Here is a 22792-nt window from a genome sequence, read left to right on the forward strand (position 1 = left end):
TCGTCAAATAAGGTGTGACTTACGCCCACATTCCTGAATATACCACCCAAACTTGTCCATTGTCAATTGGAATGGTAAGGGGTTTAATTGTATAAAATTCCAGAAGGGTGGTTAATCAGAACGTCGATACGTAATCATTTATATGGTTTATTAACCGAAAATAAAACGAGTGAAACGGGAAAATTCGCAAAAATATAAGGACTTGGAATTAAACAGTCGGTTCCCGGTCGATGTCAGTTGGATCACCAATAGTATCCTCTTCATTGGATGTGTCATTTGGAGAGGATGGACTATTTTCAGGTGTAGTAGCCGGATTCAGAACAGATGGGTCCCCTGTTAAGTTTGTATTTTCTACAGTATAGGTATTCCCCATCCAGTCTGTAACGACAATTACAGCTTTGTCAGGCACATCGCCCGGAGTTCCACTCCATGCTCCGTACGTCCAGCTATCGTCCACTACATTACCGTTCACATCAAAAGGACTGGAGAGTTGAGTCGCCCCTGAATACTCCCGGAGCAATGTATTGCTCACATTTTTTTGCAACAGTACTCCGTCTTTATATAAGCTGACTTCGATTTTCTTTAGCTCACCGGCTTTAACCGTTTGAAGTACAAAACCTACGCTGTAGCCGTTAACACCAGAGAACTGCATTACCCCAAAGTCCTCGGGCTTAACGAATGCCAGCGCATCGCTATCTGTATAATGTTTAGGAATTAATTCAGACGGATCTCCGGTCAAATTCGTGTTTTCAACTGTATACGTATTCCCCATCCAGTCTGTAACAACAATTACAGCTTTGTCAGGTACATCGCTTGGAGTTCCGCTCCATGCTCCATACGTCCAGTTATCGTCCACTACATTACCATTCACATCAAAAGGACTGGAAAGCTGAGTCGCCTCTGAATACTCCTCGAGCAATGTATTGCTCACATTTTGTTGCAACAGTACCCCGTCTTTATATAAGCTGACTTCAACTTTCTTTAACTCACCGGCTTTAACCGTTTGAAGTTCAAATCCAACGCTATAACCATTAACTCCCGAGAACTGCATTACCCCAAAGTCCTGGGGCTTTACGAATGCCAGTGCCTCACTATCTTTATAATGTTTAGGAATTAATGCAGACGGGTCCCCTGTGGGATCCGAGCTCTCTACCGTATACGTGTTCCCCTTCAAGTCTGTAACCACAATGACTGCTCTCGTTGGTACATCCTCAGCTGTGCCGTTCCAGGCTTCGTTTTTCCAATTGCCGCTCCATACTTTTCCGGTAACATCAAATGGACTGGAAAGCTGGGTTACATTCGGATACTCCATGAGCAAAGTGTTGCTCACATTTTTCTGAAGAAGAACGTCGTTTTTAAATAAGCTGACTTCAACCGATTTTATATCCTTAGCAGTAACTTTCTGAAGCTCAAATCCGACATTATAGCCGTTAACTCCGGAAAACTGCATTACCCCAAAGTCCTGTGGTTTTACAAATGCAAGTGCATCTTCTCCTGTATATTGCTTAGGATCTAATAATTCCGGGTCTCCGGTCAGATTGGTGTTTTCCACCGTATACGTATTCCCCATCCAGTCTGTAACGACGATTACAGCCTTGGTAGGAACATCATCCGGTTTTCCATTCCATGCTTCATTAGTCCAGTTACCATTCCATACTTTCCCGGTAACATCAAACGGACTGGAGAGTTGGGTTGCATCCGGGTACTCTTCAAGTAATGTGTTGCTTACATTTTTTTGGAGAAGCGTATCGTCTTTATACAAGCTAACTTCGACTTTTTTAAGATTCTTCGCAGTAGTAGCCACGAGTTCAAAACCTACACTGTACCCGTTAACTCCGGAAAACTGCATGACGCCAAAGTCCTGTGGTTTTACAAAGGCCAAGGCCTCTTCCCCAGTATAGTGATTGTGGCCGATTACATCATCGGTTACTTGGAGCACCTGTGATTCAGATGGATTTTGAGTGGATGTCCCGCTATACCGAACTTTGATGATCGTTCCAGTAGATACTGGGATATTGTCAACTTCGGTCCCCAGTATATTAATAAAATCCGTTCCATTAACGCTATACTGCATCGATGGATCTACACCAACTAGCTTAGTTGTCCCTGATTTAGAACCTACTGCTAACAGAGCCGTCTTAGGAGCTGCTGGAGTCGTCGTTCCCCCACCATTATTTCCTCCTCCGCTAGATCCGCCGCTGCTGCCACCGCTGCTGGATCCGCCGGAGTTGCTAGAGGATGCAGGTGTCGATACTTGGATGGAATCTTTTTGAGAACCTTCCGTTTGGTTGGGCTTAGTTTGGAAAGTAGAGCCTTTGGCGCCGTCGTTAATCGTTGCGGTTTGAATCTGGCCGGAACCGAGGAGTTTCGCAACCGCATCCAAAACAAGCTTCACGATCTTCGCTTCACTGCTGAGCTCAATGGAAGAATTTCCGGCTGAGCCGTCCACATGCACGTTTTCGATCGAACCTTTAACCAATTGAACAGAAATGGATGCAGCGAAAACATCAACATCATCGAATGTTCCGTTCAGTGTAACTTTTGCATTTGCCGGGAGTTCCTTGGACAATTCAACGTTCGTAAAGCCCTTGCCGCTAGCATGGTCTTCTTCCAATTTGGCCGACGACTTCACAACAACGCTTTGGGTGACCGTGGATCCTTCAGCAACGATACGTACCGTTCCGTCTTTTTTGTTAACAACGATATTCACCAGCACGGAATCAACGAAGTGGATCGAGTTTTCGCCGCCACCCTCAACGTTGGTAGTTCCATGAACTTTGACGTTTTTCAGCGTGGCATCCCCGCCACCAATCCCTTCGGCAAGGGTCAGGTTGCCTTCGATCTCTACATTTTGGAGAGTTACTCCTGGAGCACTGATGACAACGTTTCCATGGATCACCTGGATTTCTTTATCGGTTCCGCCGTAGGTACCAGCCTGATAAAAGGTCACGGTCTCCGATGCTTTTTTCGCAAAAGCCGCGTCAATCAGCACAACCGCTTCGGCTCTCGTCAAACTTTTCTGCGGTTCAAAGGTTTGATCCGGATAACCGTTCATGATTTTGCTTTCCAGGACCGCGGCGACACCTTGCTTGCTCCATGCAGCAATACGGTCAGCATCTTTAAAGGTGGACAATGAATCCGTCTGTCCCGCTGTCAGTCCAACGACTTTGGCGATCATAGCCGCAGCTTCTTGGCGAGTGACATCAGCAGAAGGGTGTATCGTTTGATCTTGGTATCCTTGAACATATCCAGCTTTAACCGCCTTGGCCACATCCGTATAGGCCCAGTTGCTGCTGGACAGATCGGAAAATTGAACTTGAGCAGATTCAGTGTATCCAAAAATACGATTGACCAATGCGATAAATTCAGCCCGAGTAATCGATTGATTGGGTTTAACCGTACCATCCTCAAAACCTTTCAAAGTTCCTTGGTTTACCCACTCCTGCAGCTGTTTTTCAGCCCAGTGACCGTTGATATCCTTTGCGGGTTGTGCCGCAAATGCGGGACTGACAGCACCCAAAGTCATCCCCAAACCTAGCAATCCGGTTAACGTACCATGCAAACCTTTTTTCACAAGAACATCCTCCTATGGACTTATGTAATTATGCGTTAAAATGAAAATTATGAACTAAATCGACATTTTTTTTACCCGATATTGCTATATTCAACCTCCCTTAACTGCAGAATTAGAAAACTTATAACAATAGAACCAGGACTTAAAGACTATCAATACTTCTTGTATCCTACCATAATTAGACAAAGGAAATCTATACTTTTGTTCCTTTTGTTTCCTGCTACTTTTTTTCATTGCTAGAGTTGAATTGAAAAATGAAAACAAAAAAAGACTAGAATATCGATTCTAGTCTTTTCAGTGTCTTGCTATATTGGGCTTTGTTGTCAGGCTATGTGTTACTTCCTTTGGTCCATCAAAAAGCTATCTGGTGTGTATGCTGCTTCGTAAGCGCTCCGCTGCATTTTGGCTTGTCCTCTGTGCTGAAGCCAGTCGGAGGCTTCCATTTTAAGCTGGTTCATGCGGTTGAGGATGAGCGGATCCGCCTGTAAAATGCTTTGTAACTGCTCAACTTGGCCCGGTGAAAATGGGGTGTGCTGCTTGAGCCGGTTCAGTTCATCAATCAGCTGCTGACGCTCCTGGACAAAGTCCTGCAGCTCCTCATAGGCCGTATACTGCAGGCGAGCTACAACGGTTTCAGTTAAAGATTGAAGCGAAGAGATCAGGTTATCCATTCGCCGTCTCTTGGCTCAAGCTGCCGGCTGTCATTTTAGCGGCTTCGGCAAAGGTTTCCCGCAGATCCGTCAAATACCCCAGCGCCTCTTCAGCAGGTGCAGTCGTTTTCTTCACATTGGATTCGATTAGCAGATGATTAATATATTCATATAAAGAAGCGAGCCCTTCCGAAACGGCATAACTTCTGTCCAGCGTAGACAGCAGCTCGTTGACGATACTTTGGCTTTTGCCTAAATTCAAATTGGCCTTCTGCAAATCTTTGTTCTGCAGGCTGTCAATTCCTGAGCGAACGAAGCGGATAGCCCCATCATACAGCATGAGGAGCAGCTGCCCCGGTGTGGATGTTTGAACGGATGACTGACGGTATTTTTCATATGGAGATGTTATCAAGTGTCTTCACCCTTTACTAAAAAAATTATTGGGTAGTTCCGAACAGACTAGACGACTGGGACTGCAGTTGGTTCATGGCCGTTTCCATGGCACTGAATTGTTTGTAGTATCGGGTTTCTTGATCATCAAGCCGCTTAATCAAATCACTGATGCGCGACGTATATTCCTTCATTTGTTTCCCCATGACGCTCTCGTCTTTAAAAGCTGCGCTGAGGTCCCCGCTGTATCGGTTCGTACCGGCACGATCAGAGAACTTCTGGAGTGTGCTTGTCATGGTCGTTGATAGTTTGTTGACAATTCCATCTGAACCTAGGAAGACGTTGGATAACTGTTGAGGATTGCTTTGCAAAGCTTGCTTCAGCTTTTCCTCGTCCAGATACAGCTTGCCGCCTTCGAAATATTGGCCGGTTGTGATACCCATTGAACTGAGTTGGCCTAAGCTGTTGTTGATCACCGAACGCATAGCGGTAACGGTATCTTTGAGAATGTCATCGTTTTTCAGCAGGCCACTCTTCGCCTTGGCTTCCCAGGCTGTAATCTCTGTTTCTTTCATGGCCGATCTTTGCTCGTCAGTCAGCGGCGGGAAGTCACGGTATTTCTCCTCGTCCACCTTGGTGTTCATCGTGTTAAGGAGGTCGTTGTAGGTGTCGATAAAGGACTTGATCGTGTCTACAGCCTTCGTTGTATCGATGGTTGTCGTTACGGTAGCTGGAGTGGATCCCGTTTCTTTAAGTAATGTAAGGCTGATCCCGTTGACCTTTAGTGTATTATCAGTGGTTGTGAATTTATTGGTGCCTATCACGGTACCGCTAGAATCCAAAGTGTTGATTTCAACTTCTCCATCCTTGCCACTTTGAACCGGGGCTCCTTTAAGGTTCAGCAATCCTAATAAACTCGAAGTCTTTGTACCCGTATTACCGTAGTCACTTTCACTAATGCTAATTTCCTTAGTAGTCCCGTATTCTTTAGCAGTAATCGAAAACTTACCGCTGACTTCGTCAAATGCTGCCACTACGTTGGCACTCGAATTATTGATTTTGCTAAGTACATTGGAAATCGTGTCTTTTGTTGAAAAGTTAAACTCTACGTCATTGACCTTAATTTGGAACGTTTCCGGCTTATCATCTGTTGGTGCAGGATCTGTGGCTGCGACATAACCATTTAAAGCTCCAATCGTGGTATTCAAACTGGCTTTAGTGGGCGTCGGTCCGGAAGAATCTTTAATATTAATTTCGCCAGTGGACTCGACCGTGGCTTTGGTAGCCAACTTCTTCACGGTCACGCTCATCGGAACGCTTGAAGCATTAGCCGAAGCTTCGGCCTTAATTGCATCTTTATTCCCATCGACCACAGCCGTTTGAGCAGTCATGTTACTGGTCTTGCCAAAGAGATCCGTTGCAGACAATTTTGTTTTAAAAGCAAATACCTTGCTATTCATTTCTCTATAGCTATCACGCTGCCAGGACAAATATGTTTTCTGTTGGTTTAATTTATCCAATGGAACTCGCTTAGCAGTCATCAATTGCTTGACCATACTGTCGATATCCATACCTGAAAAGCCATTAATACGAAGTGTCATTTTGGGAATTCCTCCTTACACTTTAGCGTCAATCATAATGCCCGCCAGTTCCATCATCTTGGCCACCAAGTCCAAGGTTTTCTCCGGCGGAACTTCTCTGATCACTTCTCCTGTTTCTTTATTGAGGACTTTGACCATAATTTCATGGGTTTTATCGTGAATACTAATATCTAAGGTTGTTTCCGGCCCTTGAAGGGTTTTTACAGCCCTGTCAATGTTCCGGATCAGCTGCTCTTCTCCAATCGAAACCGAAACGCCCTGCTTTTCTTTCAATGCCAAATCTTCACCGTTTCGGATCATGGATGCTGCACCACTCATGGATGCCGCCCAATCTGTTTTGTTCTGAGATGACGTACTCGCGGTTAAGGAAAATTGTACATTCATCCTGGCTACCTCCGACAAAAGGATATATATATACTATTATCGGCTTCTGGCGCTTGGAGATTTAGTTGATGATGAATAATTGTATAAAAGAAAAAGAGTTCTGGGAAAAACCCAGAACTCTTTGGTAATAACTTCAAGTTTAACGAAGCAATTGCAGAACGCCTTGTGGCTGTTGGTTAGCTTGTGCAAGCATAGCTTGTGCAGCTTGAGCAAGGATGTTATTCTTCGTTTGGTTCATCATTTCTTTTGCCATATCTACGTCACGAACACGGGATTCAGCTGCAGTTAAGTTCTCGGAGGAGGCACCCAAATTGTTAATCGTGTGCTCTAAACGGTTTTGGAAAGCACCAAGTTTAGAACGTTCGCCAGAAACTTGTTTCATTGCTTCGTCTAAAACTTTAATCGCATCGTTTGAACCTGTTTGTGTTAACAAACTAACATCTTTCACCAACTTATTGTTAGCTTTATCACCAAGCGTGTTAGCACTAACTTCGTTAACATCAATTGTCATGCTTTGATCTTTATTTGCGCCGATTTGAAGTGTTGCTCCACCTCCAGCAACCGTAATAATTGCTGAATCATTTGCTGCACCTTTTGCAATAAATTCAGCTCCGTGGAAACCTACTGTTTGGCCTATTCCTGTTACCTGCTCAGCTGCTCCATTTGGACCAACTACTGTAGCTACTGCGTCTACGCCAGCTGTAACCGCGCCACCGAATTCAGCAGCATCAGCGCCACCTACTGTAATCTTTGCAGAAGATCCAAAACTTGTTTGATCTAGTTTAACAAAATCAGTACCAGTCGCTTGTACACCAGTTTTATCTTTGTATTCATTAATTTTATTTACGATATCTTGCGCAGTTGCATTTGTCATGCCTGAAAAATCAATTTTCGTTCCATTAATAACCAATTCTTTACCAGAAACGTCTTTTGCTGTTGTAAAGTCTACTGAACCAGCAACAGCACTTGCTTTTGTAGCAGCTGTATCGACAGTCACAGTATAATTACCTTTTGCTAAGCCCGTAGCAGATGTAATGTCTACTTTAGTCTTATCAGAAGAAGTTCCTGTAACCCCTAGGCTACCATTTAAAAGTTTTTGAGTGTTGAACTCCGTTGTATCTGAAATACGATTAATTTCAGATTTCAACTGTTCAACTTCTTTTTGGATTTCTTTTCTGTCATCAATTGTATTTGTATCGTTGCCGGACTGTACTGCCAGCTCACGCATACGTTGCAGGATGCTGTGAGTTTCGTTCAATGCACCCTCAGCTGTTTGGATCAAAGAGATGCCATCTTGAGCGTTACGGGAAGCTTGGTCCAAACCGCGGATTTGTCCGCGCATTTTTTCGGAAATTGCCAAACCGGCAGCGTCATCACCGGCACGGTTGATGCGAAGACCGGAAGACAGTTTCTCGATATTTTTGTTAGTGTTCGTTGTGTTGATAGACAGTTGGCGGTGAGTGTTCAGCGCCGCGATATTGTGATTGATAATCATTGGGTATTTCCTCCCTGAAATATATTAGTACCACATCCATGTGGTAAACGCTGCCTCATTAAAGGTCGGCCGCCCTGCCGAAGCAGCGTCTAACTTATATATCGACAGTCCCCAATGAACATTTTAGAGTTTTTTTGATATTTTTTTTGGATTTCTTGGTTTGATCTTTCATCCGCTGCATGAGCGCCTCTAGATTGGCAGGGGCCGGAGCGGCGGATTCCTGATTGCTCTCTTTAATGGAAAGGTAGACTTCCTTGCGAAAAATGTCGATATGGGGAGGCGCAGAAATGCCTACTTTTACCGTATCCCCTTCCACGCTTAGAATGGTCAGTTCGATCTGATCCTGAATGACGATCGATTCGCCCTTCTTTCGAGATAATACCAGCATCGCTTATTCACCCGCCTTTTCTGACGACGACATGACCGGATCCGACCACAGGAGATGCTTTGTCTGATACCTGGAACTATGCAGAATGACCTGTTTACCCAATCGATGATCCGGATTAAGGATAACAGGGGCCAACAAGTTCATCGTGGATTGTTCCACTTTCTCTTTTAGTGAAATGATGCAGCGCACGAAGACGTTCTGCTCAATTTTAAGCTCTTCTTTGTCTGCCTCCGGCAGTTCAAACTCATACTCCGGATAATAGGCAAAAGGATCGCCGAGCAGAAAAGCAAGCTCCTTTTCCTTCGTCGACTGCAAATAATTAAACGGACTGTCCTCAAGCGTAATCAGCGCAAATTCCGTCTCTTCCTCAAATCCGGGCATACCTTTAGGGAAACCGTAAACCTGTTCATCTGCTACTTCTAGCTCTCCCCACGAAGATGTTTGTATAATCACGATGCTCACTCCTTTGTTCATTTATCAGCATTAGTTCAATCTATATAAACAAAAAAGAAACTATAGAAGGCAGTCAGGCCCATCTATAGTCTTTCGTCTGCTAGTTTCATAACTTCATGACTAATCATTTCATACCTGCCCAACATCAGCGCTGGGTATCAATCTCCGGCGGAATATACTGCACGGACGCGTACTGCTTCATATAAATGTCCAGCTTGCCCCGGGTATATTCGATCTCCGGCCGGTTCACCTGCACCTGGATATCTGTATGCGCCTTCCGGAACTCGATATCCGGCGGACGCGTATCGATCTGAATGTCAACGTTATCTATGGAAGCTGGCGTGCGCGTCTCCGGAAAAGGAACCGGCTGCCAGTCCTCGCCATAAATATTCGCGATCGTGTTGCTGGAGATATGAATGGCCGCGGCACGGTTACCTTCCTCGACCCTTCGGGCAATCCCCTGCAAATACAACTCCTGAAAGCCGGAGTAAATCCGGCTGTTCATATCAATAAAGTTGCCGCCGGTGAAGGCCGAGAACGCCTTGGATTGATCCACATGAAGCTCCGGCTTGTACTGGTGAATTTCCAGCTCCGACGGAGTGGTGGTCATGTTCACGTCAGCCTTAGGCTGGCGGATGGAATACTGACCCAGGTCCGCATCGATCCCAAGCTGGGCCCGGGTCTGGCGGATTTGCAGAATAGGCTGTACCATACCTTCCTCCTACAAACGATTCTATCTCAGAAAATCAACCAGAGTCGGTTGAATGATTTTGGAGCCGGCAGACAGCGAGGCGTTATAAATGTTCTCCTGGATTTTGGAGTTCATGATCAGCTCCGCATAGTCGGCGTCTTCGGTTTTGGCCTGAAGGTCCGTCAGGTTGATGTTGAGATCGGACAACCGGTCCTGCATCAGCTCGATCCGGTTCGTTTTGGCGCCGAGCTCCGCGCGGGAGGTGAGCATTTTCTCGGTGCGGCTATCGATCAGATCAAGCTGAGAAGACAGACCGGCAAAGTTGCCGTCGTCGAGATTTTTTGTGATATTTTCGATAATGTTGAAAATGTTGTCCGCATCGCTCCCATTCCCAAATACGTCCGTACCGGTCATGTTGATCGGGAGCTTTACGCTTTCGCCAACGCTGAAATTAATGAGGCCCTTATCCGTAACGATATCGGCAATCCCCATACCATTGGAGGACCCGTCCGCGTTCAAGCCGGTCGTGTTGGAGGTACCGTCATCGTTTTTCGGAAAATCGTACGGTTTCTTGTCATACGCTTCCCCGTTAAAAACATACTTCCCGTTCAGCTTGCTGTTCGCAATATCGATCAGCTGTTCCTTCAGCTGGGACACTTCCTGCTTGATACTGTCCAGGGCAGACTGCGGATTCGTGCCGTTCGCCGCTTTGGTTGTCAGCTCGCGCAGACGCTGCACGACATCTCCAGCTTCGCTGAGCACCGTATCGTTAAAATCCAGCCAAGACAGCGCGCTGTCCACGTTGGATGTGTATTGGTCATTGGAAGCCAGCTCCGAACGGTAGCGCAGCGAGTAGGTAATGCCCACAGGATCGTCCGAAGGACGATTCAGCTTGCGGCCGGTGGCCAGCTGGTTCTGTGTGTTGTTCATCTCGCGCGCGTTGCGGTTCAAGTTCAGGAGCAGCTGGGAGTTCATCATATTGGAAGTCACTCTAAGCATTGGTTAACCCACCTCTTTACCGTTATCTTCCTACAGTTCCTGTAGAGTTGATCAGTTTATCCAGCAGCTGGTCGAACGTGGTCATAAAACGCGCGGACGCGCCGTACGCATGCTGGAACTTGATCAGGTTGGCCATCTCCTCGTCCAGGGACACGCCGCTGACCGACTGGCGCTGGCTCTCGACCTGCTGTACCAGAATGTCCGAGTTTTGCGTCTGCCGGCTCGCTTCCTGGGCCTGTACCCCCAGCTGTCCGACCATCGAGCTGTAGTAGCCGTCGATCGTCGTGGAGCGCGTGCCGTCCGGCGAAGTAAAGTTGGTCTGCTTCATGTTGGACATAAGCAAAGCCAGCGTGTTGTTCCCTTGAATGACTTTCTCGTCCGTTCCCGTGCCTTCGGTTCGCATCGAGGTGGCAATCAGGGTTGGATCTTCAGCAATCTTCGTGTTCAGACGAATATTTCCCGCTGTAATTGGACCGCCGTCGCTAGACTCAAAGAAAGGCAGACCGCCCGTCGTGGTCCCATCCATCGTATATCCCAGTTGGTGCAGCCCGTTCAAGCCCTTGACAGTCACTACGGTATCCTGATCGACCACCCGTCCGGTAATACCCGGGAGTGTGACGCCGGCTGGCAGTACGCTGCCTTTAGGAATCGTGATCTGGATATCGCCGTTCGCCAAGGTGTTGGCCAGATCGTTCAGCTGCTTCTGGTAATCCTTCACATAGCCTTCGCGGGACGCAATGATGCCGTAAACCTCTCCGCCCTGCAAATTTCCTGAAGCGTAGGCTGCTTCAAGAAAAGCGCCGCGGTCATCCGGACCGGCACCATCCACATCCGCACTCACGGCAAACCCTTCAACGAGGGCTTGTCCACCCATTGAAATGTTATAGCCTTGATCGGTGTCCTGGACCGTGATGTTAATGATTTTGGACAGCTTGTCCGTCAGCAGGTCGCGTTGGTCTCTGAGGTCATTGGCGTTGTCCCCGAGCCCCTCGATCCGAGTGATCGACTGATTCAGGTCCGCGATGGAGTTCAGGTAGTTTTGAACCTCGCTGGCTTTGACGCCAACATTGTTGGTCAAATCCTGGCTCATTTTATCCAATTGCCCGCTCATATAGTTCATTGCATCCGTCAAAGCCGTCGCATTTTCCTTGACGACTTTGCGAGCCGAAGCACTTTCCGGATCCTTGCTCAGGTTGGACCAGGAGTTCCAGAAGTTGCCGAGCACCTTGCTGATGCCCGTGTCCGACGGTTCGTTAAAAATGCCCTGCAGCTTGTCCAGCGTGTCCGATTTGATCGTCCAGCTGCCGTTGGCATTGCTTTCGCTGCGAAACTGCGTATCGAGAAAGCTCTCGCGGATCCGTTCAACCGACTGGTATTCAACCCCTGTGCCCAGCTGCCCAGGCGCATTGGAGCGGTTCATGCCGTATGCCTCGATCGGGCGGGACGCCTGCATTTTTACCGTTTGGCGGCTGAAGCCTTCCGTATTCGCGTTGGCGATGTTATGGCCGGTCGTACCCAGTGCAGTGGTCTGCGTAAACAGACTTCGCTTGGCCGTCTCGATGGAATGGAATGTGGATGTCATGCAACAATATCCTCCTTCACGTTCGGGGGAGAGCCGGGCTCACCCATGTCTCATTAGCCCCACGTTGTGGTTCTTTGCTGTCGTCGTAGGTTCATGTCATTGCGGGGAGCCCCGACACTCGTAATGCTGGTAAGAAAAATAAACTTTATAAAGGACCTAAGCCCTTGAATCGAAAAGGCCGCTGCGGGCCACGTTCCCGCTCCGATCCGCCGGATGGTGGTAGGTAACATCCTGATTCGGTCTGCCGACCAGAATATCCAGGGACAAATCTATAAACGAAAGCGACTGCTCGATCAGCTTCTGGTTCAGCTCGTTCGCCCTTTTCAGCTTCTGCAGGGTCTCCGACAGCTTCTCCTGAATGGCAAGCAGCCGCTTCTTCTCTTCCACGTCAAAAACAAGCCGCGACAGTTCCGTCAGATTCAGGTTCAACTCCGATTTGATGCCGCGTTCGCGTAAATACTGCTGGGCTGAGACCGCGCGCTTCTGTTCGAGAATTTCGATCTGCTTTACCAGCTTGGCTTCCTGGTTCATGATCTTGATGAGAGACTCTACTTCGTTGGCAATGATGGCTTTCTTCTTCTCCGCGGTCAAGTCCAGCATATGGAGATGAACCGTATCCAGCTGCTCCAGCAGGTCGATTAAAGTATGAACAGACATATGGGGTCACCTAATTCCTTGGGAAATCTTTAAAATAAGGCATCAGCTTATCGGCCAGCTTGCCTGCATCCACTTGATAGGTGCCGGAGGATATTCTCTGCTTCAGATCCTCGAGCTTCTTCGCTCTCTCCGGGTCATTGGCACGGCTCTGGGCCTCAAGCATTTCAATCGCCTCCGAGGAAATGGAAACCTGGTCCTTCTTGCGTGCAGGCTTCTGTGTTTCCTGCCGCTGCGTCTCCAAATTCCGTTGATAAGGGTTAACTCCACCAATTCTGCCGGTATCATTAATTTTCATATCTTCCACCTTCTTTCACAATATGCGGGCTGCTCCACCGGGTACTTACCCGGTTTACGAAGCCGACACGTCAGCCCGTTCGCATGCAAAATGCAAACAACCGATAATCTTTACTAAGTTTATCGGTCGTCACTGAAGCATTATTAATAGCTGCTGCCGTTTTTAGTGCGGCAGTCGGTTATTTGTGGAATTTATCCACGACGCGGTAGGCACCTTCGCCCGGTTTTCTAGGACTGGAATCCTGATCTTGGCCTGCTTGTGCAGCCTGGCTGAGCTCCCGGGTCAGACGGGTGCGGCAGGAGTCGCACATATGCCCCTCACGAATCAGCGTACCGCATACCTCGCACGGATACATCAAGTTCGGTGCATTCATGACCGAGATTCGGCCTTCACGGACAAAACTCGTAATCTGCTTGACGGAAACGCCCGTCGCTTCCGACAGCTCCTGTATATTGGCACCCTTCTGCTCCCGCAGATAATCCACGCAAATCTCGTATTCACGTTCGATCTCCTTGATGCAGTTCGGGCAAATGTCTCTGAAATTGGCGGCAAACAATCTGCCGCAGCGAGGGCAATTCGCAAGTTCCACAATAACTCTCCCCTTATCGAATACCAAATCAAGCCATGATGATATGGTTCTAGATTACCTTATTCCGGCTCCCTTCGTCCATCTTAATTTACGAATTCCGGTAAATCCTGACATGATTTTTGTCGGGATTACGACCGGGCCCAAGTCAGGCTGTATACTTCGGCGGCAAGCCCCAATCCCCGGTACAAAGCATCCCGCAGCACCTCTGCACACGCATTGATCGTGCTCCCCGTCGTGTAAATGTCGTCTATTAAAAGAATTTGCAGGGGCTGAGGTGCATTTTGAGCCGTTATAGCATGTCCACGGCTTTCATGACGAGTCACCACGCTATTACTATGACTTACATAAGATGGCATCCCATATCTACTCTTATACAATGATAAGACAGCTGCCAAACCCTCCTCATACCCAGCAAACACATTATTCATCGAATCAATTCGCTCCTGGCGGGTTTTATAGCTCTGCTTGGCCGTATGCTCCCTGCGGACCAAAAGCGGCATGACCGGGATCCTCTGCTTGCTTCCAAGCCCTCTCGCCAGCACCTCCGCCTGATTAAACCCCCGCTCCTTTAAACGGACGCCGCTTACAGGTACATAAGTAATCACGTCCGGCTTCCATATAGTCTGGTCCGATGATTCTCTTAATCTATTGAAAAAGGGCACCTCGTGTAAAACGGAGCCAGCCTTTAAAATAAACGTTGAGAAAAATCCAATAGAGGCATCCGATAATCGAAACGTCGGACTTGAGGATTGGATTGAGCGGCCAGGTGATGCGGCTGAGCCCCGCGCTAGAATTGAATTCGGCGAAGATGTTGGAATTCCAATAGACGACAAAGATCCCCTTTGCGGTACGCCATGGTTAAGACCGAGCATAAGCCTGCTGAGCTCCTCCTGCATCTGCAGGTAAGCCCGGCTCAGCATGTGAACAAGCAGATCGGCGTATTTCTCATGCCCCCGATACTTATACTGGGCCAGCCATTCTCTCATCACCCCGTTATACTGCACGGCGCTCCGGTTGCAGACAAATGAACGATCTCTCATCTCCTCCCGCAAACAGTCCGGACAGCCGATGGCACGGCCGCAGCAGAGGCAGCGAGGCTTATGAATCCAGGGGATCGCCTCCGCACAGGATCGGCAGATGCCCGGCCATTCCCGGACTAGGCGGCCCAGGCTGCCGCAGGTCAGGCACGTTTCCCCGGGTGGAGCCAGCAAATACTGCATCATATGTAACAAGGAACTACTGGACTTCAACTCAACATTCCTCCCATCAGCTTATGGCTTAGAAGGCTGCACCTTCAAATACCCGTGCCTGCCGGCAATCCGGTTCATCGCCTTGATCTGGTTTACGGCCAGCTTTTGGGACAACGTCCACTGGGATGAGGCAAAAATGACCCTTCCCGCCGGATCCTCGGAAGACCGCCCGGCCCGGCCGGCCATTTGGACGAGCGACGCATCATCGAACAGGCTGCTGTCCGCGTCCAGAATATACACGTCACTGCGGGGAACAGTCACTCCCCGCTCCAGAATGGTCGTCGTTACGAGTAAACGGATTTCCTTCTTCCGATAGGCCATGACTTTCTCACCACGCCCAGAATCTTCAGAAGATGTCCCTTCCACCGAAATATCTTTGAACCGGCGGCGTAGAATCTCAACGAGCGGCCCGATATGGCGAATCCGGGAGACGAACAAAAAGATCTGCGCCCCCCGGTCGATCGACCGCCGAAGCTCCGCGACCAGCGGTCCCAGCAGCTTCGGCTGCCGCAGGCAGGTTTCCACGCCGCGCATTGCGATCCGCTTCGGCACAGGCAGCGGGTGGCCGTGGTACCTGACGGGCACCTTGGCATGCGGGAGCGTGCCCCGGGACACCTCCCGCTGCAGCGGACGCGGCGGCGTCGCCGACAAATACACAAACTTCCCGTCCGGCTTGCAGGCATGCTGTGCCGCATGGGCCAGCATGGGGTCGTTGTGGTACGGGAAGGCGTCCAGCTCATCGATCACCACCAGGTCAAATGCGTGGTAGAACCGCATCAGCTGGTGGGTGGTCGCAAGCGTCAAATTGCCGCTCTCCCAGCGCTCGGCGCTGCCGCCGTACAGGGTGACGATCCGGACACCGCTGAATGCTTTGGCCAGGCGTGGGGCGAGTTCGAGCACCACGTCCCGGCGCGGCGTGGCCACGAGGACGCGCCCACCCACCGCCAGCACGGAGTCCAGCAGCGGGAAGATCATTTCGGTTTTGCCCGCGCCCGTCACGGCCCACAGGAGGAAGCGGGAGGGCGCGATGCCCCCTTTGGGCGGCTCCGCCAGAAACCCCAGCGCAGCCCAGGCGGCATCGCCCTGGGCTGCGCTCAATCCCCACCGCCCCGCAACGGCGGCGGTGGACTCTCCGGCCGTGCCCCGCACGGCCGGATCCGCTGCTGTGCGAAGCAGCAGCGAGCAGGCGCGGCTGCGCCCGAGCGCGAGGCAAGCCTCGCAGTAGGCGCAGGCCGCGAGGCCGCACGCGGCGCAGGCCGTGCGGCCCGTGGCTTCGCTGCCGCACCGGCGGCAGCGGGGGGCCTGGCCGCGGTCGGCGCGCAGCGCGCCGCGGCGGCTACTGCGCGGGCCGGCGGCAGCCACGCCCGCGTCCATCGCTAGCTGGCCCTGCAGGTAGGCCAGCTGCGCCGCACTGTGCCAGGCGCCGGCAAGCCCCGGCGCCCGGTCGCTCAGCAGCGAGTCGACCTCCGCCGCGAGCAGCGACCGGCCGCACAGCCTGTCCACCAGCTGCGCGGCCTGCTCCGCAAGTCCCCTGAGCACAGCCGGATCCCTTACGTCTCCTGCCCACTGCCCCTCCTCCGGATGACGCATCAGCTCCTGCCATACGGCAGGAGCTAGTGGCTCGCCAAGCTCCCAGCGCCACATCCCGGAACAGCCATCCTCGATCTTTCTCTCATTGCCCTTAGGGTTGAATCCATCCCGTACCACTCTGTCATGGTCCTTGGCTTTGAATCTATCCCCCGTCGTCTCGTCATTGCCCTTGGGTTTGAATCCATCTCGCACCTCTCCCTCATGGCCCTTAGCTTTGAATCCGTCCCGCTCCGCTCTGTCATGGCCCTTTGGCTTGAATTCGCCCCAAACTCCCGCTCCCCGATCCTTCATTCCCCTAAGACTGCCCTTTGTTATAGAATCATGCCTATCTCTGCCAGCCGACCAGCCATTCCCCCCCGCGTGAGATCTATCAACGCCGGTCTGTTCCCTTTCCATCTCCTCCCTCAGCTCCCCCTCCAACCATCCCTTCCACTGCTGCATCTTCCAGTGCGCCATGTCCGGCGTGCCTGCAAAAGCACTGGCCGCCTTGCAAGCCCAGCTTAAAGGCATGTCCCCCGACAGCAAAATCATCGTTCCATTCATCCCGGCATTCCGGCACATGTACTCCCACCATACGATGTCGATACGCAGGTCCAGCGAAATCTTCATCCTCCACCGCTGCCCTTGCCGGATGGCATATACCGCGACACGCATACGCCCGCCTCCTTTCTTCCTTCTAGTTTCGGTGAAACGTTAAATCCGAATATCCGATCCTTTTTATTGAAAACCTCAAACACTTCGTGAATCTCTTCCGCTCAACGCAAAAAAGCACACCCCCGGGCCTCTCGCCTCTGGAGTGTGCTTCACTCTGTATTCTGCATTATGCCGCCTGCCGGCATGAACGCAGTACCTCGTGCATTATACATAAGGAATGCGCTCCGCTTCATGCGGATTTCTTAAATCAATCATTTCGAAAGCCATGCCGTCACCCAGCACCAAGGTTTCTGCGAAATCTCCGTTCTCCACGGAGGACTGCATCGGGACGACGGACAATTCCATACCCGCGGTTCCGTACATCCGGCGGACAATCTCCACCGTCTGATCTGTGGACGCTGCATCCAGCACCGTTAGACGAAGCCTCTTACCTGAAACGAACGAATACCACCCGAATGCCCGGATGTACCATTCGATCTGTCCCTCATGGTTGGACGTTACCAGCGTATAGTGAACCCAGGGTGAACTTTTGCGCTTCTGCCAAGCATGAAATAAGTGAACCGCCGCACCCGCCAGCACGTATACCGCCGTGATCCACAAAAGCGGAATCATCATGCAGACTCACCTCCTGTATACCCACACTATATGCGGGTACAAACCGGACGGTGAATGATAAAGGCCGGATCGCCCACACCTCTGACGAAAGGGGCATGAGCGAAGGTACAGTGGAAATTTTCACAAACCTTGGCAGAGACAAGCAGCCATCCCAAAATTATGGTATTAGAGCGTAACCCAACCGTATTTAATCGAGTTGATAACTGCTTGCGTACGGTCGTCGACTTCCATCTTCTGCAGGATGCTGCTGACATGGTTCTTGACCGTCTTCTCACTAATGAATAGAAACTCTCCGATCATCTTGTTGCTCTTGCCTTCCGCCATCAGGCGCAGCACTTCGGCTTCCCTCCGGGTCAGCGGATTGTTCTCGCCGGCCACAAACTTGACGCCTGCTTCGCGGACGCCGCTCTCTGTCATGGCACCCGTTTCGTTCAGGAAAGTCATGCGCCGCAGCTGCTGAATCAGCTTGCCGGTCACTTTCGGATGAATGAATGCATAGCCTTCCTGAACCGAACGGATCGCATTGATCAACGACTCGGCTTCCATATCCTTGAGCAGGTATCCGTTCGCTCCCTTGCGAAGCGTCTCGAATACGTAACTCTCATCATCATGAATGGATAGAATAATGACCTTTACATCCGGAAACAGCTCGCGGAGCTTCTCCGTGGCCTCCACACCATTTTCCACAGGCATATTAATATCCATCAGGACAATGTCGGGTTTGATATCGTTGCAGAATTCAAGCACCTGAATACCATCGCCGCATTCCCCGATGACCTCAATGTCTTCCTCCATGTTCAAAATACGCTTCAGACCCTCGCGAAACAGTTGATGATCGTCAGCCAGGAGGACCTTAATGGTTGTTTTACCGGAATCTCTCGTTTCCATCCAACTACTCCTTTCCCTTTTCCACGTTCGTTGGGATATGGATAATGATCTTCGTGCCCTGGTTCTCGGCCGATTCGATCTCCATTCTCCCTTCGAGAAGCTCTACCCTCTCGCGCATTCCGATCAATCCGAAATGATCCTTGCTCTTCTGTTCCAGAAGCTCGACTCGGAATCCAAGTCCATTGTCTTGAACGACAATTTTAACCATCTGCGCTTGATATGTAATCTCAATTAACACATAGGTTGGGTGGGCATGCTTCGCCGCATTGCTCAATGCTTCCTGGACCAGACGGTAGATCGCCGCCTCCATTGCAGAAGAAAGACGATGCTCTTTCCCTCTCGTTTCGAACATGGTACGGATCTTGGTCTTCTCCTCATAGTCATGCGCGTATTTGCGCAGTGTCGGGATCAGTCCCAAATCATCGAGTGCCATAGGACGCAGATTAAAAATGACCTTGCGCATTTCTTCAAGGCTGGAGCGTACTTGCCCCTTCAAATCTACAATTTCGTCCTGCACCATCTTAAATTCCTGCTTCAGCAGCATTCTTTCCACAATTTCGGTTCTCAGGACCAGGTTAGCGAGCAGCTGCGCCGGGCCATCATGGATTTCACGGGCGATGCGTTTGCGCTCTTCTTCCTGCGCCAAAATGATTTTCAGACCGATCACCTGGCGGTTCTTGGCCGTCTCGATGATCCGGGTCACTTGTCCCAGCTCTCCCGACAGGTATTCCATGACAACGCCCATCTGCGATCCGATGGATTCGGCACGTTCTATCGAGTTTTCGACACTTCTCACCCGCTTCTGGAGTTCATCGCGTCTGGCTTTCAAATACATTTCCTTCTCGCGATAAATCATCACATCAAGCTGCAGCTGCGTCGCTTTCTCGTAGGCCTGCCTAATATCATCCTCTTTGTACCGGACGAAGTCCCGGCTGACCTCGGTCAGCCGGATCCGGGAACGCCGGTAGTTCAGCTCCAGCTGATCCACCTTCTGCAGCGTATCCACGGTTTCCTTCATCACTAACTGCAGTTCCTGATTCAGCGTGAGCAGCTCGTCCCGGGCCGTCTCGAGAATCTCGAACATCTGATATTTGCTGTTTTCCACCACCTGGATGGCATTCTTAATGACTCGGTCTATCGCATCGGCTTGAAAATCCACGAATTTCTACTCCATTTCTAACCATTACAGTTCTACATAGAATGAGCTGCAGTCACATTTCCTAAGTTCAATTCTATACATATCATACCATATCATGATTGGATGGTGATGGTCTTCGTGTTTTGTTCCCAATTTACTTGTAATCCTAATTGCTCTGAAACGAGCCGAAGTGGGACTAAAGTACGACCTTGAGTAATAAATGGAGCGACTTCCGCGCTTTTACGCTTGCCGTTTAGGATATATTCCTTTTTGCCAACCGTCAAGTCCATCAGCTTGCTGCCCCGCAGAACGCTGATCCGCTGATTGGCCGAATCCCAAGTGGCTTGTCCGCCAAATGTATCCAGTACGTATTTCACCGGAATGTAAGTCGTTCCGTTCTTCATCACCGGTGCGGCGTCCATCGCTTTCTTCTGGCCGTTCGACATATAGGATTTCTGCCCGACCGCCATGATCACCTTGCCGGTTGGAAGTCCTGCATCGCTTGACAACGACGGCATCGTGAATTTAATGTTATCAAAAGCGACCGTGCCTGTCTTCGCCCGCTCATCCTGGCCCTCTTCGACGTTGACGACATAGACGCGCTTCAGCTTGGCCGGGAAGGCGATGCCAAGACCGCTCAGGTCCACGTTGATCGTCTTCCAGCCCGTCCAGTCAATGGCTTTGGCCAGGTCGACGTACACCGTCTGACCGTTCGCGTCCGTCAGTTCGGCGCGCATCCAGTTCAGGCTGCTGTCACCCATCGCGTCGATCGACATTGACGTGGCTGCTGCGTTGATGCCTTTGCCCGAAGTGCCGTTCAGCTGTGCATAAGCATACATTTTGCCGCTGCCGGCGGTCATGTCATACTGCAGCTGGAGCACTTTGGAATTGGCGTGGTCGCCGGTTCCCTGCGTCACCTGTGCCGATCCGGTAACCTGGCTGCCACTGTTGGTCGTGAAATCGACCGGGTATGTGACATTTTCGAAGTTTTCCCACATGTCTTCGCCTGCCACCGACAACACGACGACCGTGCTGAAGCCGTTATAACGGGCGATCGCGTAGCCGACTTTTGCATTCGCGTTCACCGATGTTACGGTCAGCTTGTCATCCTGCACGCTGCCTTTAAAGCCGACGAATTCCCACTTCAGGGATCCGGCCGGTACCGCGACGCTCTGCCCGTCCTTCGTCACCGCCGTGACCGGAACCGAGACCGTGCTGCCCGCCTTGAGCGGAGCCGTTGCCGTTCCGACGTTCAGCGCGGACAGGTCGTCCCCGCCGATAACCTTCACCTGCATGCTGGCGCTGGCTTTACCGCTGACCGCGGTGATCGTCGATGTTCCCGGCTTCACGCCCTTCACGGTTTGTCCGCTGACGACGCTGTTGCCGTTGCTCGACTTCCAAGTCGGCGTCAGGCTGGACACGTCGATCGGGTTGTAGTAGGTGTCATAGCCTTTCAGCTGGAACGACGCCTGCTGTCCGATCAGGATCGCGGAAGAGCCGCTGATCTTCAGTCCCATCAGGCTGCCCTGCGGCGCCTGGGTGTACACGCCGACGGCGTTAACGACGCTGCGCTGGGTTGTGCCGTATTCCGTGTCAAACGTCAGCTGCGTGCTTGTTTCGCCGAGCGGCCGGTCCACCATCGTCGTGGAGCCGCCTCCGTCCAGGTTCATGCCCTTCCAGACGCCGGCTTTGACCATAAAGGTCTGCAGCTCGGACAGCGACATACCGGAGCTGTTGTCATTCTTCTCGACAGCTACGATGTACGCGTAGCGCTGATCCTTCGAATACCCGAGCGCCGTACGTGCGCGGTAGCCTCCGATGCTGGATACGTCGCGCGAAAAGGCCGATGCCGCACCGTTGTTCACGAGAATCGTGTGCCCGCCGATCATCATTTGCAGGTTGGCCGGGTCAAGCGACTGTCCGGACGTTTTGGACAGCAGCTTGTAGTCGGTTTGGATCGTTTGGCCAACAGCCAAATGGTTGGTTACGAATTGCGCCGCCGTTCCGTGGGTCCGCAAGATGTACCCGTCTTCCGGCACCGCGAAATCGAAGCCGCCCGGCTCGGAAATTTGCGTGATCACGTTGTTTTGCACCAGAACCTCAACCGGCGTGGTGGAGCTGCTCTTCGGACGAACCGTTGACTTCCAGGCGCTGGTATAAATATACATGGCATTCGCATGGCTGTAATTCGAGGTACCACTCTCCGGCGTGTAGGACGCCTTGTTGACGCCGGCCAGCGGGAACGAAGAGCCGTCTTGAGCCGTCACCGCTCCGTCAAAGGAAAACTGATCGATCACCGGCGTGCCGTCCTTGGTTACCGCAAAGGAATACATGCCCTTCAGATCCGAAGGCGTCGATACCAGTTCCCCGCTGGTTACCTGACCCCCGATCGGTGCCCCGTCCCCGGCCGTATTAAAATAGTCCCCGTTCACGCCCGCTACCGCACCGGTCTCTTTGACCATGCCGCCGGTACTCTGCTTGGTGGTCAGCTCACCGTCCTGACCATTCATGACGTCGATCTTGACGTTCGGATTCTGCAAATCCACCTTGATGACGTCCGCCAGCGCCGTCGCCTGTTTGCCGGAGCGCGTCGTCGTAAATTTGTATTTGGTCAGAATCGCCCCCGACGTGACCGGGCTCTCGCTGAGCTTCGTTACGGTCGCCGCCGTGGCCGCGCTGGCCACCGAAGCGATGGAATGTCCGTTCAGCGGGATGCCGCTGCCGATAACAGGCGTAATAAACAGCAGGCCAGCCAGCGATACGACCATCCACTTCTTGCCTGCACCCTTCTTGTGCTCGTTCCCCATGCGATCATTATGCCATTTCATGTACTGTTAACTCTCCCATCTTCTTCATACGCGATGCTATTCTATCGTTGCTTGTTCATAAACAGGACCAACCGACTATAC

Annotated in this window: 20 protein-coding genes; all 20 read right to left on the reverse strand. The window is 51.0% G+C overall.

Annotated elements, in window-relative coordinates:
• Positions 1 to 208: 208 nt before the first annotated feature.
• The 20 genes from CJP46_RS20180 to CJP46_RS20275 all read right to left on the reverse strand — a co-directional run bounded on the left by CJP46_RS20180 (position 209) and on the right by CJP46_RS20275 (position 22711).
• Positions 209 to 3574, reverse strand: coding sequence for an S-layer homology domain-containing protein (locus CJP46_RS20180; protein WP_094597441.1), 3366 nt, complete (start codon positions 3572 to 3574; stop codon positions 209 to 211).
• A gap of 335 nt (positions 3575 to 3909) precedes the next feature.
• Positions 3910 to 4245: a flagellar protein FliT gene (gene fliT, locus CJP46_RS20185; protein WP_094597442.1), complete on the reverse strand. Its 336-nt coding sequence runs from the start codon at positions 4243 to 4245 to the stop codon at positions 3910 to 3912.
• The gene (gene fliS / locus CJP46_RS20190; protein WP_094597443.1) at positions 4238 to 4636 is read right to left on the reverse strand and encodes a flagellar export chaperone FliS; all 399 of its coding nucleotides are present in this window, start codon (positions 4634 to 4636) and stop codon (positions 4238 to 4240) included. The genes fliT and fliS overlap by 8 nt, the downstream gene beginning before the upstream one ends.
• A gap of 25 nt (positions 4637 to 4661) precedes the next feature.
• Complete coding sequence (gene fliD / locus CJP46_RS20195; RefSeq protein ID WP_094597444.1) at positions 4662 to 6215, reverse strand: flagellar filament capping protein FliD; 1554 nt, start codon at positions 6213 to 6215, stop codon at positions 4662 to 4664.
• A 15-nt stretch (positions 6216 to 6230) separates the two neighbouring features.
• Positions 6231 to 6599, reverse strand: coding sequence for a flagellar protein FlaG (locus CJP46_RS20200; protein WP_179281246.1), 369 nt, complete (start codon positions 6597 to 6599; stop codon positions 6231 to 6233).
• 139 nt (positions 6600 to 6738) lie between these two features.
• Positions 6739 to 8094, reverse strand: a complete 1356-nt coding sequence (locus tag CJP46_RS20205; RefSeq protein WP_094597445.1) for a flagellin N-terminal helical domain-containing protein — start codon at positions 8092 to 8094, stop codon at positions 6739 to 6741.
• A 94-nt stretch (positions 8095 to 8188) separates the two neighbouring features.
• The gene (csrA, locus tag CJP46_RS20210) at positions 8189 to 8482 is read right to left on the reverse strand and encodes a carbon storage regulator CsrA (protein ID WP_094597446.1); all 294 of its coding nucleotides are present in this window, start codon (positions 8480 to 8482) and stop codon (positions 8189 to 8191) included.
• A 3-nt stretch (positions 8483 to 8485) separates the two neighbouring features.
• The gene (gene fliW / locus CJP46_RS20215; RefSeq protein ID WP_094597447.1) at positions 8486 to 8935 is read right to left on the reverse strand and encodes a flagellar assembly protein FliW; all 450 of its coding nucleotides are present in this window, start codon (positions 8933 to 8935) and stop codon (positions 8486 to 8488) included.
• Positions 8936 to 9080: 145 nt separating this feature from the next.
• Positions 9081 to 9647, reverse strand: a complete 567-nt coding sequence (locus CJP46_RS20220; protein WP_094597448.1) for a DUF6470 family protein — start codon at positions 9645 to 9647, stop codon at positions 9081 to 9083.
• A 21-nt stretch (positions 9648 to 9668) separates the two neighbouring features.
• A complete protein-coding gene (gene flgL / locus CJP46_RS20225; RefSeq protein ID WP_094597449.1) occupies positions 9669 to 10625 on the reverse strand; it encodes a flagellar hook-associated protein FlgL in 957 nt (318 codons plus the stop codon).
• Positions 10626 to 10647: 22 nt separating this feature from the next.
• Positions 10648 to 12207, reverse strand: coding sequence for a flagellar hook-associated protein FlgK (gene flgK, locus CJP46_RS20230; protein ID WP_094597450.1), 1560 nt, complete (start codon positions 12205 to 12207; stop codon positions 10648 to 10650).
• Positions 12208 to 12363: 156 nt separating this feature from the next.
• Complete coding sequence (locus CJP46_RS20235) at positions 12364 to 12864, reverse strand: flagellar protein FlgN (protein WP_094597451.1); 501 nt, start codon at positions 12862 to 12864, stop codon at positions 12364 to 12366.
• A 10-nt stretch (positions 12865 to 12874) separates the two neighbouring features.
• Positions 12875 to 13159 (reverse strand): flagellar biosynthesis anti-sigma factor FlgM, encoded by a 285-nt coding sequence (flgM, locus tag CJP46_RS20240; protein WP_094597452.1) that lies wholly within the window; start codon positions 13157 to 13159, stop codon positions 12875 to 12877.
• 178 nt (positions 13160 to 13337) lie between these two features.
• Complete coding sequence (locus tag CJP46_RS20245; protein WP_094597453.1) at positions 13338 to 13748, reverse strand: TIGR03826 family flagellar region protein; 411 nt, start codon at positions 13746 to 13748, stop codon at positions 13338 to 13340.
• A gap of 128 nt (positions 13749 to 13876) precedes the next feature.
• Positions 13877 to 14998, reverse strand: a complete 1122-nt coding sequence (locus CJP46_RS20250; protein WP_143813006.1) for a ComFC family protein — start codon at positions 14996 to 14998, stop codon at positions 13877 to 13879.
• A 21-nt stretch (positions 14999 to 15019) separates the two neighbouring features.
• Positions 15020 to 17242, reverse strand: coding sequence for a helicase-related protein (locus tag CJP46_RS20255; RefSeq protein WP_256992439.1), 2223 nt, complete (start codon positions 17240 to 17242; stop codon positions 15020 to 15022).
• Positions 17243 to 17446: 204 nt separating this feature from the next.
• A complete protein-coding gene (locus CJP46_RS20260) occupies positions 17447 to 17857 on the reverse strand; it encodes a hypothetical protein (RefSeq protein ID WP_094597455.1) in 411 nt (136 codons plus the stop codon).
• A 165-nt stretch (positions 17858 to 18022) separates the two neighbouring features.
• Complete coding sequence (locus CJP46_RS20265) at positions 18023 to 18745, reverse strand: response regulator transcription factor (RefSeq protein ID WP_076174607.1); 723 nt, start codon at positions 18743 to 18745, stop codon at positions 18023 to 18025.
• Between the two features lie 4 nt (positions 18746 to 18749).
• A complete protein-coding gene (locus CJP46_RS20270; protein ID WP_089549739.1) occupies positions 18750 to 19904 on the reverse strand; it encodes a sensor histidine kinase in 1155 nt (384 codons plus the stop codon).
• A 92-nt stretch (positions 19905 to 19996) separates the two neighbouring features.
• Positions 19997 to 22711: a stalk domain-containing protein gene (locus tag CJP46_RS20275; RefSeq protein WP_094597456.1), complete on the reverse strand. Its 2715-nt coding sequence runs from the start codon at positions 22709 to 22711 to the stop codon at positions 19997 to 19999.
• Positions 22712 to 22792 lie beyond the last annotated feature (81 nt).

Origin of the sequence: Paenibacillus sp. XY044 (assembly GCF_002257645.1) — a bacterium.
Classification (GTDB): domain Bacteria; phylum Bacillota; class Bacilli; order Paenibacillales; family Paenibacillaceae; genus Paenibacillus_AQ.

Excerpts from the sequence above, each read along its gene's own strand:
- CJP46_RS20205 (WP_094597445.1), bottom strand. The coding sequence starts at position 8,094 with ATGATTATCAATCACAATATCGCGGCGCTGAACACTCACCGCCAACTG.
- CJP46_RS20275 (WP_094597456.1), bottom strand. The coding sequence starts at position 22,711 with ATGAAATGGCATAATGATCGCATGGGGAACGAGCACAAGAAGGGTGCA.
- fliD (WP_094597444.1), bottom strand. The coding sequence starts at position 6,215 with ATGACACTTCGTATTAATGGCTTTTCAGGTATGGATATCGACAGTATG.
- fliT (WP_094597442.1), bottom strand. The coding sequence starts at position 4,245 with ATGGATAACCTGATCTCTTCGCTTCAATCTTTAACTGAAACCGTTGTA.
- CJP46_RS20235 (WP_094597451.1), bottom strand. The coding sequence starts at position 12,864 with ATGTCTGTTCATACTTTAATCGACCTGCTGGAGCAGCTGGATACGGTT.
- flgL (WP_094597449.1), bottom strand. The coding sequence starts at position 10,625 with ATGCTTAGAGTGACTTCCAATATGATGAACTCCCAGCTGCTCCTGAAC.
- flgM (WP_094597452.1), bottom strand. The coding sequence starts at position 13,159 with ATGAAAATTAATGATACCGGCAGAATTGGTGGAGTTAACCCTTATCAA.
- flgK (WP_094597450.1), bottom strand. The coding sequence starts at position 12,207 with ATGACATCCACATTCCATTCCATCGAGACGGCCAAGCGAAGTCTGTTT.
- csrA (WP_094597446.1), bottom strand. The coding sequence starts at position 8,482 with ATGCTGGTATTATCTCGAAAGAAGGGCGAATCGATCGTCATTCAGGAT.
- CJP46_RS20220 (WP_094597448.1), bottom strand. The coding sequence starts at position 9,647 with ATGGTACAGCCTATTCTGCAAATCCGCCAGACCCGGGCCCAGCTTGGG.
- CJP46_RS20265 (WP_076174607.1), bottom strand. The coding sequence starts at position 18,745 with ATGGAAACGAGAGATTCCGGTAAAACAACCATTAAGGTCCTCCTGGCT.
- CJP46_RS20200 (WP_179281246.1), bottom strand. The coding sequence starts at position 6,599 with ATGAATGTACAATTTTCCTTAACCGCGAGTACGTCATCTCAGAACAAA.
- CJP46_RS20260 (WP_094597455.1), bottom strand. The coding sequence starts at position 17,857 with ATGATGATTCCGCTTTTGTGGATCACGGCGGTATACGTGCTGGCGGGT.
- CJP46_RS20255 (WP_256992439.1), bottom strand. The coding sequence starts at position 17,242 with ATGCGTGTCGCGGTATATGCCATCCGGCAAGGGCAGCGGTGGAGGATG.